This window comes from Pleomorphomonas sp. JP5, from assembly GCF_023721815.1.
Lineage (GTDB): Bacteria > Pseudomonadota > Alphaproteobacteria > Rhizobiales > Pleomorphomonadaceae > Pleomorphomonas.
In genome coordinates this window covers 598,480-613,041 of sequence record NZ_JAMDLI010000007.1, presented here as the reverse complement: position 1 = coordinate 613,041, position 14,562 = coordinate 598,480, and the positions used below count along the sequence as shown (strand labels likewise).

At 64.8% G+C, this 14,562-nt stretch carries 12 protein-coding genes; all 12 read left to right on the top strand.

Annotated features, from left to right (window positions below; translation table 11 throughout):
• Nucleotides 1-47: 47 nt before the first annotated feature.
• The 12 genes from M4J40_RS09850 to infB all read left to right on the top strand — a co-directional run bounded on the left by M4J40_RS09850 (nucleotide 48) and on the right by infB (nucleotide 14,549).
• Nucleotides 48-1,061, top strand: coding sequence for a PhoH family protein (locus tag M4J40_RS09850; protein ID WP_251753908.1), 1,014 nt, complete (start codon nucleotides 48-50; stop codon nucleotides 1,059-1,061).
• The gene (gene ybeY, locus M4J40_RS09845) at nucleotides 1,058-1,558 is read left to right on the top strand and encodes an rRNA maturation RNase YbeY (RefSeq protein ID WP_251753907.1); all 501 of its coding nucleotides are present in this window, start codon (nucleotides 1,058-1,060) and stop codon (nucleotides 1,556-1,558) included. The genes M4J40_RS09850 and ybeY overlap by 4 nt, the downstream gene beginning before the upstream one ends.
• A gap of 105 nt (nucleotides 1,559-1,663) precedes the next feature.
• Nucleotides 1,664-2,656 (top strand): hemolysin family protein, encoded by a 993-nt coding sequence (locus M4J40_RS09840; protein WP_251753906.1) that lies wholly within the window; start codon nucleotides 1,664-1,666, stop codon nucleotides 2,654-2,656.
• Between the two features lie 174 nt (nucleotides 2,657-2,830).
• Nucleotides 2,831-4,459: an apolipoprotein N-acyltransferase gene (gene lnt, locus M4J40_RS09835; protein ID WP_251753905.1), complete on the top strand. Its 1,629-nt coding sequence runs from the start codon at nucleotides 2,831-2,833 to the stop codon at nucleotides 4,457-4,459.
• A gap of 146 nt (nucleotides 4,460-4,605) precedes the next feature.
• Nucleotides 4,606-5,019 carry a helix-turn-helix domain-containing protein gene (locus M4J40_RS09830; protein ID WP_251754263.1) on the top strand — a complete coding sequence of 138 codons (414 nt, stop codon included), beginning with the start codon at nucleotides 4,606-4,608 and terminating at the stop codon, nucleotides 5,017-5,019.
• A 293-nt stretch (nucleotides 5,020-5,312) separates the two neighbouring features.
• Complete coding sequence (gene metK / locus M4J40_RS09825) at nucleotides 5,313-6,488, top strand: methionine adenosyltransferase (RefSeq protein ID WP_251753904.1); 1,176 nt, start codon at nucleotides 5,313-5,315, stop codon at nucleotides 6,486-6,488.
• Between the two features lie 99 nt (nucleotides 6,489-6,587).
• Nucleotides 6,588-7,319, top strand: coding sequence for a tRNA (guanosine(46)-N7)-methyltransferase TrmB (gene trmB, locus M4J40_RS09820; RefSeq protein WP_251754262.1), 732 nt, complete (start codon nucleotides 6,588-6,590; stop codon nucleotides 7,317-7,319).
• 167 nt (nucleotides 7,320-7,486) lie between these two features.
• Nucleotides 7,487-8,614: an ISAs1 family transposase gene (locus M4J40_RS09815; protein WP_251753903.1), complete on the top strand. Its 1,128-nt coding sequence runs from the start codon at nucleotides 7,487-7,489 to the stop codon at nucleotides 8,612-8,614.
• Nucleotides 8,615-8,776: 162 nt separating this feature from the next.
• A complete protein-coding gene (gene rimP / locus M4J40_RS09810) occupies nucleotides 8,777-9,370 on the top strand; it encodes a ribosome maturation factor RimP (protein ID WP_251753902.1) in 594 nt (197 codons plus the stop codon).
• A 90-nt stretch (nucleotides 9,371-9,460) separates the two neighbouring features.
• Nucleotides 9,461-11,059 carry a transcription termination factor NusA gene (gene nusA / locus M4J40_RS09805; protein ID WP_251753901.1) on the top strand — a complete coding sequence of 533 codons (1,599 nt, stop codon included), beginning with the start codon at nucleotides 9,461-9,463 and terminating at the stop codon, nucleotides 11,057-11,059.
• 48 nt (nucleotides 11,060-11,107) lie between these two features.
• The gene (locus tag M4J40_RS09800) at nucleotides 11,108-11,806 is read left to right on the top strand and encodes an RNA-binding protein (RefSeq protein WP_251753900.1); all 699 of its coding nucleotides are present in this window, start codon (nucleotides 11,108-11,110) and stop codon (nucleotides 11,804-11,806) included.
• Nucleotides 11,807-11,879: 73 nt separating this feature from the next.
• The gene (infB, locus tag M4J40_RS09795; RefSeq protein WP_251753899.1) at nucleotides 11,880-14,549 is read left to right on the top strand and encodes a translation initiation factor IF-2; all 2,670 of its coding nucleotides are present in this window, start codon (nucleotides 11,880-11,882) and stop codon (nucleotides 14,547-14,549) included.
• Nucleotides 14,550-14,562: the final 13 nt, after the last annotated feature.

The window sequence follows — 14,562 nt, the reverse complement described above, 5'->3', positions numbered from 1 at the left end:
GCACCGACCATGCCGTCGCGACTGTCGCGACTTATCCGGGGAACGCCATGACCTATGCGTCCGACCTCACCCATCTGGTGCTGGTTTTTGAGGATAACCGGTTGATCGGCCCGCTCTACGGTCAGTTCGACCAGCATCTGGCCCTGATCGAGCAGAAACTCGGCGTCGACGCCACGGCGCGTGGCAATCAGGTGACGATCCGGGGATCGCACGAAGCGGCCAGCCGCGCCCGCGATGTTCTGGAGGCGCTCTACGGCCGCCTTCAGGCCGGCCAGACCATCACCTCGGCCGATGTCGAGGGCGCGGTCCGCATGGCGCTGGCGGTCGGCGACCAACTGCCGCTGCCGACGATGGACGCCAGCTCACGGCTCCAACTCGCCGCCATTTCCACCCGCCGCAAGACCGTTATCGCCCGCAATCCGGCGCAGGACGCCTATATCCGCGCCATGGATCGTTCGACCCTGGTGTTCGGTCTCGGCCCGGCCGGCACCGGCAAGACCTACCTGGCGGTGGCTCACGCGGCGGCGCTGCTCGAACGCGGCGAGGTGGCGCGTCTCGTCCTGTCGCGCCCGGCGGTGGAGGCCGGCGAACGACTTGGCTTCCTGCCCGGCGATATGCGCGAGAAGATCGATCCTTACCTCCGCCCGCTCTACGATGCTCTCTATGACATGATGCCACCGGAGCGGGTCGAGCGCGCCCTCACCTCGGGCGCCATCGAGATTGCGCCGCTTGCTTTCATGCGCGGACGGACTCTGGCCAATGCCGCCGTCATCCTCGACGAGGCGCAGAACACGACATCGATGCAGATGAAGATGTTCCTCACGCGCCTCGGCGACGGCTCGAAGATGATCGTCACCGGGGACCCCAGCCAGATCGACCTGCCGGCAGGACAGGTTTCCGGTCTGGTCGAGGCCAGCCGCATTCTCACCGACACGCCCGGTGTCATCCAGGTGCGCTTCAGCCACGAGGATGTGGTCCGCCATGAACTGGTGGCGCGCATCGTCAAGGCTTATGATGACGACAGCCGGGAGCGGCTCGCCGCCCGTGGGGAGAAGGCATGAGCGTGATCGCCGTCGACATTCTTGCCGAGAGCCCGCAGTGGGGCGAGGCCGAGGATTGGCGCTCCGATGTCGAAACCGCCGTTGCCATGGCGGCGGCGGCGGCCGACGCCGAGATTGCCGACGACGCCGAGCTGTCCTTGCTGCTCACCGAGGACGCAGCGATCCGTGTGCTCAATCGCGACCATCGAGGTCTGGACAAGCCGACCAACGTGCTGTCCTTCCCGCAGGACGATCCGGAGGCGGAGGCCTATGGACCGCTTCTCGGCGACATTGTCGTGGCGCACGAGACGGTTGCACGCGAGGCGGCTGAAGAAGGCATTTCCTTCCGGGAGCATTTTCTGCACATGATCGTGCATGGATTCCTGCATCTCGTCGGGTATGATCACATGAACGACGACGAAGCCGAGGAGATGGAGGGCCTTGAAACGGCCATCCTAGCCCGGCTCGGCATCGCCAACCCCTATGCCGACGCGCCGATGGGCGGCGCCGGCCGCTGAGGGACGGCATTATCGGGGCGTCCGCCAGCGGCCGGGAGGGCCGGCGGGCGGCGCGGAAGAAGGACAATGAGCGACAGCGACAGTCATAGTACAGGCAGTCAGAATATGGCCGCGACGGCCCAACCGGGTGTCTCGGCCGAGGGTGGAACGGGCGCCGGATCGAGTTGGCTGGCGCGGCTGCGCGAGGCCTTCGGCTTCAAGACGTCGGCAACGCTCCGACAAAATCTCGAGGAAGCCCTCAGCCAGGAAGACGCGCTCGACGCCGCCTTCTCGCCCGAGGAGCGGACGCTGATCCGAAACATCCTTCGCCTCAGGGAAACGCGCGTCGCCGACGTGCTGGTTCCACGGGCGGACATTGCCGCCGTCGATGCCGATACCACGCTGGCCGAGCTGCTCGGACTGTTCGAGGCGTCCGGCCATTCGCGCATGCCGGTCTATCGAGAGACGCTCGACGACGCCATCGGCATGGTCCACATCAAGGATCTCATCACCCACATCACCGGCAAGGCGCGGATCGATGCGACCGCCGAGGAGGACGAAGGTCGGCTGGATGTCGGCAAGGTCGACCTCGGCATCACGCTGGAAGCGGCGAAGCTTGTACGCGCCGTACTGTTCGTGCCGCCGTCGATGCCGGCCACCGATCTCCTGCAGAAGATGCAGGCGACGCACATTCAGATGGCGCTGGTCATCGACGAGTATGGCGGCACCGACGGCATCGTTTCCATCGAAGACATCGTTGAAACCATCGTCGGCGAGATCGACGACGAACACGACGACGAGGATGGTCCTCTGGTCAAGACGGTGCAGGACGGCGTCTATCTCGCGGACGCTCGCGCCGACCTCGACGATGTCAGGGCGACAATCGGACCGAGCTTCTCCTTTGCCGACTACGACGAGGACGTCGATACGCTCGGCGGCCTTCTGTTCGCCGCTCTCGGCCGGATTCCAGTCCGCGGCGAGGTGATCGTCTCCGACGATCTGCCGGGATGGGAAGTGGAAGTGCTCGATGCCGACCCGCGCCGCATCAAGACGGTGCGCCTCTTCGCACGCCCCAACGAGCCGGCGGAGACGGTCGAAACCTCAGAGGTCGGGGGCTGACGGACTTCCTCGCCTCCGCTCGTGGTATCGACCAACAAGCCAACCCTCGCGTTTTGAACGTTGCCGGAAGTCGCCAACGCGGCTTCCGGCAATCACCGAGCCATTCCCTCTCCGACGGCGACCGGCTATTGCTTCGAATGGAACGACCGATTCGCCGGCGAGGGAAGAGGCGCGATGTTTGAGACCTTTGCCCATCGGCTCCTGCTCCTCTGGGGGTGGCCGCGACGTTTCGCCACCCTCGCGGTCGGCGCGCTTTCGGCGCTGGCCCTGGCGCCCGTGCACGCCGCGCCGATCCTGTTCCTGACGCTGCCGGCGTTGGTGATCCTCATTGACGGAGCCGTCGTGGCGGCGCCACGCGGTGTTCGCAGGCTGGCCCCCGCCGCCTTCACCGGCTGGTGGTTCGGCTTCGGATATTTCCTCGCCGGTCTCCACTGGGTAGGGATTGCCTTTTTCGCCGAAGGGCGATCGGCATTGATTCCGCTGATGCCCGTCGCCGTCGTCGGACTTGCCGCGGGCCTGGCACTCTTCACGGCCCTTGGCACTTTCGTGGCCCGTCTCCTTTGGAGCGATGGCCCGACACGCATTTTTGCGCTCGCCTTCGGGCTTGGCGCCTCCGAATGGCTACGCGGGCACGTGTTGACCGGCTTTCCCTGGAACCTGTTCGGGCAGGCGGTAGCCTTCACCGATGTCACCGCGCAAGCGGCAAGCGTGGTTGGCGTCTATGGGCTGACGTTCGCCGGCATCGCCGTGTTCGCCGCCCCTGCTCTCCTTGCCGACGAACGAGGAAGACGACCCTGGCTGAGGCGGCTGACCGTCGCATCTGTGCTGGCGCTCGCGGTGGCCGATGTCGGTTGGGGCGCCTACAGGCTTTCCGGTGCGGCACCGACTGGCGAGGCGGTGATTGCCGACGCCCGCATTCGCATCGTGCAACCGAACATCGACCAGGCCGTCAAATGGTCCCCTGACAGAAGGCAGGAAGCGCTCGACAGGCTGACGACGCTCTCCGACCGGCGAACCGACCCCGAGACGTTGGGCGCCATGTCGTTTTCCGAAATCATCTGGCCGGAAACGGCGCTGCCCTTTTTCCTGACTGAGGAACCAGAGGCCCTCGCCCGCATTGCCGACCTGCTGTCGCCGGGAACGATCCTTCTCACCGGGGCGCCTCGCATCGAACCGGACGACGATGTGGCCGAGGGGGGGCGTCGCTACTACAACTCGCTGTTCGCCATTGACGACACCGGCGCCATCCGTGCCGCCTACGACAAGGTGCACCTCGTTCCTTTTGGCGAATACATGCCACTCGGGTCGCTGGTCCGCTGGCTGGGCGTCGACCAGCTGTTTCGCGGAATCGGCGGGTTTTCGCCCGGCCCTCGTCGCAACCTCATTTCGCTTGCCGGCCATCCATCCTTCTCGGTGCTGATCTGCTACGAAGCGATCTTTCCGGGCGAAGTACTACCGGAAGGCGGCCATCCCGATTACTTCGTCAACATCACCAACGACGGTTGGTTCGGCCATAGTGCAGGTCCCTACCAGCACCTCGACGCCGCCCGTTTGCGCACTATCGAAGAAGGCATACCGATGGTTCGAGCCGCGAATACCGGCGTATCTGCAATCATCGACGCCTACGGCAGGTTGGTCGCAAGTCTACCACTCGGCGAAGAAGGCGTGCTCGACGGTTTCATTCCGTCCGAGCGCCCCAAGTCTTACTTTCAACGAAGCGGCTCAGCTTTTCTCTTGATCTTTAGCGTCTTTTTCATCTTGTTATCACTTATCGGGAAGCGAAACGGCAGATCCGGCAGTTGACAACTTCTCGTTCAGAGACAACAATCTCAGCGCGCAACGATCCCTTTGTGGTTCGTTTGCCAAGAATGGGCCGCAAGACAAAAAATAAAGACCGCGCCTTGCGAGCCTCATCGATAACCGCGGAACAATCCGCAGACGAGACCAACATGGCCAGCAAAAAGTCCCCCAATCCAATTGATGTGCACGTCGGTAGCCGCGTAAGGCTTCGCCGCATGATGCTCGGAATGAGTCAAGAAAAACTGGGCGAAGCGCTCGGAATCACTTTCCAGCAGATCCAGAAATACGAGAAGGGCACCAACCGGGTCGGCGCCAGCCGCCTTCAACACATTGCGACCGTCCTCAAGGTGCCGGTGTCGTTCTTCTTCGAGGACGCTCCGGGAACGCCGGAAGAGGCTGCCGGTTTCGCTGAAACCCCGAGCCATTCCTATGTCGTCGACTTCCTGTCGTCGACCGAGGGCCTCTCGCTCAACAAGTCCTTCGTGCGCATCAAGGACGCCCGCGTTCGTCGGCGCATCGTTGATCTCGTGCAAACTCTGGCTGCCGAAGACGGCGACGCCTGAGCAGTTGACTTCAAGCCATGACGAACTGCCTCGACGCGGGTCGAGGCAGTTCGTTTTGCTTTCAGAACACCCGTTTCACGAAAAATGGGCGCACAGGCGTCTCTCTTTCAAAGCGCGGTTTCTCGCGGGCCGTGGCACGGAACGCACGCTGCCACCCAAACACGCGCGAGCAAACTGCCCGAGCTTGCGCTTTTTCTGAAGGCTTGCGAAAAGAAAGCGCCGCGACGGACCAAGCCCGCGGCAGACTAGTCTTCCGTCGACCGCGTCGACGTCTTCTTTGAGGGGTCAACCCTATGTCACGCCAGAACTACCTTTTCACCTCCGAGTCCGTCTCGGAGGGCCATCCCGACAAAGTCTGCGACCGCATCTCCGATACCATCGTCGACGCTTTCCTAGCCGCCGAACCGCAGGCACGCGTAGCGGCCGAGACCTTGGCAACCACCAACCGTGTCGTCATCGCCGGCGAAACGCGCGGGCCTCAGTCCGTCGACAACGCGCTGATCGAGAAACTGACGCGCGAGGCCATCCGCGACATCGGTTACGAACAGGCCGGCTTCCACTGGGAAACCGCCGAGATCGAAATCCTGTTGCACGAGCAGTCGTCTGACATCGCCCAGGGCGTCGACGCGGCGGCCGACAAGGACGAAGGCGCGGGCGACCAGGGCATCATGTTCGGCTACGCCTGCCGCGAGACGCCGGAGCTGATGCCGGCGCCGATCTACTATGCCCACAAGATCCTTCGCGACCTCGCGGCGGTTCGCAAGTCCGGCAAGGAGCCGCTGCTTGGCCCGGATGCCAAGAGCCAGGTGACCGTTGCCTACGAGAACGGCAAGGCGGTTCGGGCGCCCCAGATCGTTCTTTCCACCCAGCACGCGGACGGGCTCACATCGGTCGACGTGCGCCGTATCGTCGAGCCCTACATCATCGCCGCTCTGCCGGCCGGCTGGGTGGACGAGAAGACCATCTGGCACGTGAACCCGACCGGCAAGTTCGTGATCGGCGGCCCTGACGGCGACGCCGGCCTCACTGGCCGCAAGATCATCGTCGACACCTACGGCGGCGCGGCGCCACACGGCGGTGGCGCCTTCTCCGGCAAGGACCCGACCAAGGTCGATCGCTCGGCGGCCTATGCCGCCCGTTGGCTGGCCAAGAACATCGTCGCCGCCGGCCTCTCCGATCGCGCCACGATCCAGCTGAGCTATGCCATCGGCGTCAGCGACCCGCTGTCGATCTATGTCGATCTTCACGACACCGGCAACGTCGATCCGGCCCGTATCGAGAAGGTGCTCGGCGACCGCGACTTCGTTCGCCTGTCGCCGCGCGGCATTCGCGAGCGGCTCGGCCTCAACAAGCCGATCTATGCCCGTACCGCCGCCTACGGCCACTTCGGTCGGACGGCCGAGGCGGACGGCGGCTTCTCCTGGGAAGCGCTCGACCTCGTCGACGCCCTGAAGTCGGCCCTCGCCTGAGGCGCGGAAATAGGCTAGACACCGCCCCGGCAGCTCGGCTGCCGGGGTTTTTCATTGCCGGGCGGCCGATCGCCCGAGTTCTGCATGCAACGGGCATTGATGAGCGACGACGACCACAAACCGGAGCACCGACCCGGTGAGCCACGCGAGAGCGCCTTTTTTGGCCGCCGCAAGGGCAAGGCATTGCGGAAGGGGCAGGCCGAACGCCTCGAGGCGGATCTCCCGAGGCTCTCGCTCGACCTTGCGACGGTCGCCCCCCAACGCCTCTCGGAGCTTTTTCCCCATGCGCCAAGCGAGATACGCATGGAGATCGGCTTTGGCGGCGGCGAGCACCTGATCCACCGATCGCTCGAACGCCCCGACGTCGGGTTCATCGGTGTCGAGCCGTTCATCAATGGCATGACCAAGGCGCTTGGCCGGATCGCGGCCGAAGAGATCGCCAACATTCGCCTCAGTGGCGAAGACGGAGTCAAGGTTCTCGACTGGTTGCCCGAGGCCTCGCTCGACCGGGTGCTTCTGCTCTACCCCGACCCCTGGCCGAAGAAGCGTCACTGGAAGCGGCGGTTCGTCGGTCCTGATACCGTCGCTCGCTTCGCGCGCGTACTGAAGGATGGGGGCGAGTTCTGGTTCGCCTCGGACATCGACACCTACGTGGACTGGACGCTTCGCCACGTCCGCGCCAATCCCGATTTCGTTTGGACGGCTTCGGCGCCGGACGACTGGCGCCAGCCCTGGCAGGGCTGGCCCGGGACCCGCTACGAGGCCAAGGCGCGGCGCGAGGGAAGAGGGTCGGCCTATCTGACGTTCCGGCGACAGCCGCGAAGCCCCTGAAAGGCAAGCGATGCTCCTCATGGTAGTCGCCCATCCCGCAACGCGTTCCCGAACACATCCGGTCGAACCTCCGGTGCGTGTGCAGGGGAATCGCATTTGAGAATTTGAAGTAGTGTTTTCATGTTGGCTGGATTCGGATGTCGGCTTGGCTCTGAGAGGAGAAACCGATGTCCTGGTTTACGGCTAGCTTTGCCGAGGTTGCCGATCCGCGCACGGGTAATGCCAAGCGCCACGATCTTCTGGAGGTGCTGACGATCGCGCTGACGGCGGCGGTCTGTGGTGCCGAGCATTGCTCCGACTTCGCCGATTTTGCGGCCGACCGTGAGGATTTTTTCCGGGAGTTCCTGCGTCTGGAGAACGGCATTCCGAGCCACGACACTTTCAGTCGCGTGTTCCGGCTGCTCGACCCGGAAGCGTTCGCCACCTGCTTCGGGCAGTTTGTTGAGGCGTTGGGCACGGCTGGCGAAGGGGTGATCGCCATCGACGGTAAGACGTTGCGCGGCTCCTTCGACACGGCGGCGAAGCGGTCGCCGCTGGCGGTGGTGACGGCGTTCGCCTCGGCCACGCACACGGTGATCGGGCAACAGGGCTTTCGCGCTGGCGAGGGTGACAGCGAGATCCTCGCCGCGCGGGCCTTGCTGGAGTGTCTGGACCTTTCCGGCCAGTTGGTGACGGCTGATGCGATCCACTGCCAGAACGAGACGGCCCAGATGATCCTCGATCGCGGCGGCGACTATCTGCTGCGGCTGAAGGATAACCGCCCGGCTCTGGCGGCCACGGTGGTCGAGTACTTCGCCGGTCAGGCGGTTTGCTCAGAACTGCCCGCTGCCGAGACCACTGACGCCGACCACGGCCGCATCGAGGTGCGGCGCGCCCTTGTCAGCCACGATCTGTCGTGGTTGCGCGGACCCAAGCGGGCAGCGGGAGACCTGGTGCTGCTGCCTGGGCTTGCCTGCCTGGGTATGATCGAGGCCACCGTCACGCGAGAGGGCAAGACCAGCATCACGCGCCACTATCACCTGTCCTCGCGGCCGCTGAGCGCCGAGGCCTATCTGGCGGCGGCCCGGGCGCACTGGTCCATCGAGAACAGCCTGCACTGGGTGCTCGACATGAGCTTCGACGAGGACCGTGCCCGCAACCGCAAGGACAACGGACCGGAAAACCTCGCCATTTTAAGAAAACTCGCCCTCAACATGCTCAAGCGCGCAAGACCAGGCATCTCAATCCGACGCAAACGAAAGCGTTCCGGATGGTCCAACGACTTCGCAAGATCAATCCTCGGCCAAATGCGATAGCCCTGGGTGCGTGTGGGCGGCCCATTGATTTCCGCGCAAAAGCGGCCTATATGGGTTGCATCAGTTCTGATGCGCTTCATAAAGCGGGTTGGGAGTGGGTCCGAAAGGTCCCGCTCTTTTTTATTGCCCGCGATGGCGCGCCGTGAAGGATAACGCCGACCGATGACGCCCGAGGACCAGCCTCCCCTTCCGCCACTTGGCGGTCAGAGTGTCGAGACGACGCTCGACGAACCGCGTCTCGTGACCGAGACCGGTGTCGAGGCGCGGGTTGCCGCCATCGTGGGACCGGCGCTTGTCGATCTTGGCTATCGTCTTGTCCGCGTGCGCATGACGGGTCTCAACGGCGTGACGCTGCAGATCTTCGCCGAGAAGATTGACGGTACCATGAGCGTCGAGGATTGCGAGGCGGCAAGCAACGTGATCTCCCCCCTGCTCGACGTCGACGATCCGATCGGCAAGGCCTATAGCCTGGAAATGTCCTCACCCGGCATGGATCGCATCCTGGTGCGTCGGTCGGACTTCGTCCGTTGGGCGGGTTTCGAGACCAAGCTGGAGCTCGCCGTTCCCCTGATGGGACGCAAGCGCTTCCGTGGCTGGCTCACCGGCGTCAAGGACGACAAGGGCGGCATGCGCCTCTTGCAGGCGCTTGAGGATGGCACCAAGGAAATCGAATTCCCGCTCGACACCGTGTCGGAAGCGCGCCTCGTCTTGAACGAAGCGTTGATCCGCGAGGCGCTCAAGGCGGGCAAGAGCTGAGAACAAGGGCGGTCTTTCCGCCTTAAGAAAGCCCGGGGGCACCCCCGAAGGACGGATTAGGAACCCCATCGAGGGCAGGAGACGAAGATAATGGCCGTCAGTGCGAACCGTTTGGAACTCTTGCAGATTGCCGACGCGGTGGCTCGCGAGAAGTCGATCGACCGGCAGATCGTCATCGCGGCGATGGAAGATGCCATTCAGAAGGCCGCCCGCTCGCGCTACGGTTCCGAGACCGACGTCCGCGCCGAGATCAACCCGCGCACCGGCGAGATCAAGCTGCAGCGTCTTCTTCAGGTGGTGGAGAATGTCGAGAACTTCTCGACTGAGGTCGACCTTGTCGAAGCGCAGCGCCGCAACCCGGCCGCGCTTGTCGGCGATTTCATCTCCGAGCCGCTTCCGCCGATCGACTTCGGCCGCATCGCCGCCCAGTCCGCCAAGCAGGTCATCGTGCAGAAGGTCCGCGAGGCCGAGCGCGACCGCCAGTTCGACGAGTTCAAGGACCGGACGGGCGAGGTGGTCAATGGCGTCGTCAAGCGCGTCGAATATGGCAACGTCATCGTCGACCTCGGCCGTGGCGAGGCAATCTGCCGCCGCGACGAGCTGATCCCCCGCGAGAGCTTCCGTTACGGCGATCGCATTCGCGCCATCATCCACGATGTTCGCCGCGAGCAGCGCGGTCCGCAGGTGTTCCTGTCGCGCACCCATCCGCTGTTCATGGCCAAGCTGTTCGCTTCCGAAGTCCCCGAGATTTATGACGGCATCATCGAGGTGAAGTCGGTCGCCCGCGATCCCGGCTCGCGCGCCAAGATCGCCGTCATCTCCAAGGATTCCTCGATCGACCCGGTTGGCGCCTGCGTCGGCATGCGCGGCAGCCGCGTTCAGGCCGTGGTGCAGGAACTGCAGGGCGAGAAGATCGACATCATTCCCTGGTCGCCCGATCCGGCCACCTTCATCGTCAACGCGCTTCAGCCCGCCGAAGTGGCCAAGGTGGTGCTCGATGAGGATGCCGAGCGCATCGAGGTGGTGGTGCCGGACGACCAGCTGTCGCTGGCCATCGGCCGTCGCGGCCAGAACGTTCGCCTCGCCAGCCAGCTGACCGGTTGGGCCATCGACATCCTGACCGAGCAGGAAGAGAGCGAGCGGCGCCAGAAGGAGTTCAACGAACGCACCGAGCTGTTCATGACCGCCCTCAACGTCGATGAGGTGGTCGGCCAGTTGCTTGCCACCGAAGGCTTCTCCACGGTCGAAGAGCTTACCCTGGTCGAGCGCGACGAGATCGCCGCCATTGAAGGCTTCGATGAAGAGACGGCCGAGGAAATCCAGGCGCGCGCCCAGGACTATCTCGATGCCAAGGAACGGGAGCTCGACGAGGAGCGGATCAAGCTCGGCGTCGAGGATGCCCTGCGCGAGGTGCCGGGCGTCACCACGGCAATGATGGTCGCGCTTGGCAAGGATGGCGTGAAGACGGTGGAAGATCTCGCCGGCTGCGCCACTGACGACCTCGTCGGCTGGACCGAGCGCAAGAACGGCGAAACCATCCGCAACAAGGGCAGCCTCTCCGATCTCGACATCAGCCGCGCCGACGCCGAGGCGATCGTCATGGCGGCGCGCGTTGCCGCCGGCTGGATCGAAGCCCCGGTCGAGGAAGAGGAAGTCGCCGAAGACGAAGTCGTCGAAGAGGCGGAGTAAGCAATGGCGGAGGTCGCGACAAGCGGCCTTCCAAACGGAAAGAGGACGATGGCACCGAGGTCTGAGACGGCGGAGCGCAGTTGTATCGTGACGCGCGTCGCGCAGCCGCCCGAGGGCCTCGTTCGCTTCGTCTGCGGACCGGGCGGCGTGGTGGTGCCGGACATTCGCGGCAACTTGCCTGGGCGTGGCGTCTGGGTGACCTGTCGCCGCGACGTGGTTGCCGAGGCCGTACGCAAGCGGGCATTCTCGCGCGGCCTCAAGGAACAGGCAAAGGCGGGAGACGACCTGCCGGAGCTGGTCGAGGCATTGCTGCTCAAGGCGGCGCTGTCGGCCCTGTCGATGGCCCGCAAGGCAGGCCTTGTGATCACCGGTTTCGGACAGGTGTCCGAGGCGGTCAGCAAGGGGGGCGTGGTCGCCGTGCTGCATGCACGCGAGGCGGCCGACGACGGAAGACGAAAGATCAGGCAGGCGATAAGGCGACGCCTGCGTGCCGCCGAAAGCGGCGGAGATGAAGATGAAACGCCCGGAAATGCGGCATTATGGCAACAACCGCAACCTTCCGGACCAAAGGTTATCGCCGGATTCTTCGCCTCGAGCGAAATGGATTTGGCATTCGGCGGCGCAAATGTGATACATGCTGCTCTGCTTGCCGGTGGGGCGAGCACCAGCTTCCTGAAATGCGCTGCAGCGCTGGCCCGCTACAGGGGCGAAGCGCCGGACACGGACTGGACAGCGAGCCTTTCATGAGGTTCGCCAATACGATTGGCCATTGCGCCGCCTTTCAAGGGTGCCGCGACGGCCCGCGAGGATAGAGCACGGCATGAGCGATACGAAGAACACCGACGACAAGAGCACGTCCATGGCGCCCAAGAAGACGCTGACCCTTTCCCGGCGCACCGTTGAGCAGGGAACGGTCAAGCAGAGCTTCAGCCATGGCCGGACGAAAGCCGTCGTGGTGGAGACCAAGAAGTCGCGCAAGCACGGCGAAGGCGGCCCGGCCGAGGGTGGGCAGTCGACGCAGACGACGCAGCTTCAGAAGTCGATCGCCGAGGGCTTGAAGCCTCGCCGCGACGCCGCGCCCGCCGCGCCTCGCGAGCAGCGTCGCCCGGCGCCCGGCGGCATGGTGCTGCGTACGCTCAGCCAGGATGAGATCGAGGCCCGCCAGGCCGCGCTCGCCGAAGCCATCGCTCGCGAGGCCGAGGCTCGCAAACGCGCCGAGGAAGAGGCGAAGCGCCGTGCCGAGGAAGAGGCCCGCCGCAAGATCGAAGAGGAAGAACGCGCCAAGCGTGAGGCCGAAGAGGCTGCGGCCCGTGCCGTCGAGGAAGCTCGCCTCAAGGCCGAGGAAGAGGCCCGCGCCAAGGAAGCCCCGGCGGAAGTGGCACCTCCGAAGCCGGCCGAACCCGTCGCTGCCGCCAAGTCTCCCGTCGCCGACAAGAAGCCGGTTCCCGCCGGTGCGCCGCGTCCTGCCGCCGAGACGCCCCCGCGCGGCAAGCCCGCTGGCGATGACGACGAAGAAAATCCGCGTGGCAAGCTGCTTGCCGCCAAGAAGACGCGCGTGCCTGCGCCGACGCCGGTCAAGAAGGCTGGTGAGGACGATCGGCGCAAGGGCCGTCTGACCATTTCCGCCGCCCTGTCCGATGACGAGGGTGAGCGCTCCCGTTCGCTCGCGGCGCTGAAGCGCCGGCGCGAGAAGGAACGGCGCGGCCAGCAGTCCGGCCCGCGCGAGAAGGTGTTGCGCGAGGTGGTCCTGCCCGAGGCGATCACCATCCAGGAGCTGGCCAACCGCATGGCCGAGCGCGCCGTCGACGTCATCCGCCTGCTGATGAAGCAGGGACAGATGCTGAAAATCAACGACGTGATCGACGCCGACACCGCCGAGCTGATCGCCACCGAGATGGGCCATACGGTGAAGCGCGTCTCCGAAGCCGACGTCGAAGAAGGCCTGTTCGATGTGCCCGACGACGTCGCCGACACGCAGCCCCGTCCGCCGGTGGTTACCATCATGGGCCACGTCGACCACGGCAAGACCTCGTTGCTCGACGCGCTGCGCCACGCCAACGTGGTTGCCGGCGAAGCCGGTGGCATCACCCAGCACATCGGCGCCTATCAGGTCGAGCAGAACGGCCAGAAGATCACCTTCATCGACACCCCGGGCCACGCCGCCTTCTCGGCGATGCGTGCCCGTGGCGCCAAGGTGACCGACATCGTCATCCTGGTGGTGGCCGCGGACGACGGCGTCATGCCGCAGACGATCGAGGCGATCAGCCACGCCAAGGCGGCCGGCGTTCCGCTCATCGTCGCCATCAACAAGATCGACAAGCCCGAGGCCAACCCCGAGCGGGTGCGCACCGAACTGCTGCGGCACGAAGTGCAGGTTGAATCGATGGGCGGCGACACGCTTGAAGTGGAAGTTTCGGCCAAGGCCAAGACCAACCTCGACAAGCTGCTCGAAGTCATCCTGCTGCAGTCTGAAGTGCTTGAGCTCAAGGCCAATCCCGATCGCGCCGCCGAAGGCATCGTCATCGAGGCCAAGCTCGACAAGGGACGCGGCCCGGTTGCCACCGTGCTGGTCGATCGCGGTACGCTCAAGGTCGGCGACATCATCGTGGCCGGTTCGGAATGGGGTCGCGTCCGCGCGCTCCTCGACGACCACGGCGCCAACGTCAACAACGCCGGCCCGGCCATGCCGGTCGAGGTCCTCGGCTTCCAGGGCACACCCGATGCCGGCGACCGCGTGGCGGTGGTCGAAAACGAGGCCCGCGCCCGCGAGATCACCGAGTATCGCATCCGCCAGAAGCGCGAGAACGTCGCCAAGCGCGCCTCCGGCTCGCGCGGCTCGCTCGAGCAGATGATGAGCAAGCTTCAGACGGCCGGCAAGAAGGAGTTCCCACTGGTCGTCAAGACCGACGTGCAGGGCTCCCTCGAAGCCATCGTCGCCTCGCTCGAGAAGCTCGGAAACGAGGAAGTTGCGGCGCGCGTCATTCATGGCGGCGTCGGCGGTGTCACCGAATCCGACGTCACGCTGGCTTCCGCCTCCGACGCGGCGATCATCGGCTTCAACGTTCGCGCCAACAAGCAGGCGCGCGACGCCGCCGACCGCGACGGCATCGAGATCCGCTACTACAACATCATCTACAACCTCGTCGACGACGTGAAGGCTGCGATGAGCGGCATGCTCACGCCGGAACGGCGCGAAACCTTCCTCGGCAATGCCGAGATCCTGGAGGTGTTCAACATCTCCAAGGTCGGCAAGGTCGCCGGTTGCCGCGTCAGCGAGGGCATGGTGGAGCGTGGCGCCTCGGTGCGCCTCATCCGCGACAACGTGGTTATCCACGAGGGCAAGCTTGGGACGCTCAAGCGCTTCAAGGACGAAGTCAAGGAAGTGCACGCCGGTCAGGAATGCGGCATGAACTTCGAGGCCTACCAGGATATGCGGGCCGGCGACGTCATCGAGTGCTTCCGCGTCGAAGAGATCGCCCGCACGCTGTAATGAGCACCCCGGC

What these genes read in the sequence shown, in the direction of transcription:
- M4J40_RS09850 (WP_251753908.1), top strand. Translation starts at nt 48, where the DNA reads ATGACCTATGCGTCCGACCTCACCCATCTGGTGCTGGTTTTTGAGGAT.
- ybeY (WP_251753907.1), top strand. Translation starts at nt 1,058, where the DNA reads ATGAGCGTGATCGCCGTCGACATTCTTGCCGAGAGCCCGCAGTGGGGC.
- M4J40_RS09840 (WP_251753906.1), top strand. Translation starts at nt 1,664, where the DNA reads ATGGCCGCGACGGCCCAACCGGGTGTCTCGGCCGAGGGTGGAACGGGC.
- lnt (WP_251753905.1), top strand. Translation starts at nt 2,831, where the DNA reads ATGTTTGAGACCTTTGCCCATCGGCTCCTGCTCCTCTGGGGGTGGCCG.
- M4J40_RS09830 (WP_251754263.1), top strand. Translation starts at nt 4,606, where the DNA reads ATGGCCAGCAAAAAGTCCCCCAATCCAATTGATGTGCACGTCGGTAGC.
- metK (WP_251753904.1), top strand. Translation starts at nt 5,313, where the DNA reads ATGTCACGCCAGAACTACCTTTTCACCTCCGAGTCCGTCTCGGAGGGC.
- trmB (WP_251754262.1), top strand. Translation starts at nt 6,588, where the DNA reads ATGAGCGACGACGACCACAAACCGGAGCACCGACCCGGTGAGCCACGC.
- M4J40_RS09815 (WP_251753903.1), top strand. Translation starts at nt 7,487, where the DNA reads ATGTCCTGGTTTACGGCTAGCTTTGCCGAGGTTGCCGATCCGCGCACG.
- rimP (WP_251753902.1), top strand. Translation starts at nt 8,777, where the DNA reads ATGACGCCCGAGGACCAGCCTCCCCTTCCGCCACTTGGCGGTCAGAGT.
- nusA (WP_251753901.1), top strand. Translation starts at nt 9,461, where the DNA reads ATGGCCGTCAGTGCGAACCGTTTGGAACTCTTGCAGATTGCCGACGCG.
- M4J40_RS09800 (WP_251753900.1), top strand. Translation starts at nt 11,108, where the DNA reads ATGGCACCGAGGTCTGAGACGGCGGAGCGCAGTTGTATCGTGACGCGC.
- infB (WP_251753899.1), top strand. Translation starts at nt 11,880, where the DNA reads ATGAGCGATACGAAGAACACCGACGACAAGAGCACGTCCATGGCGCCC.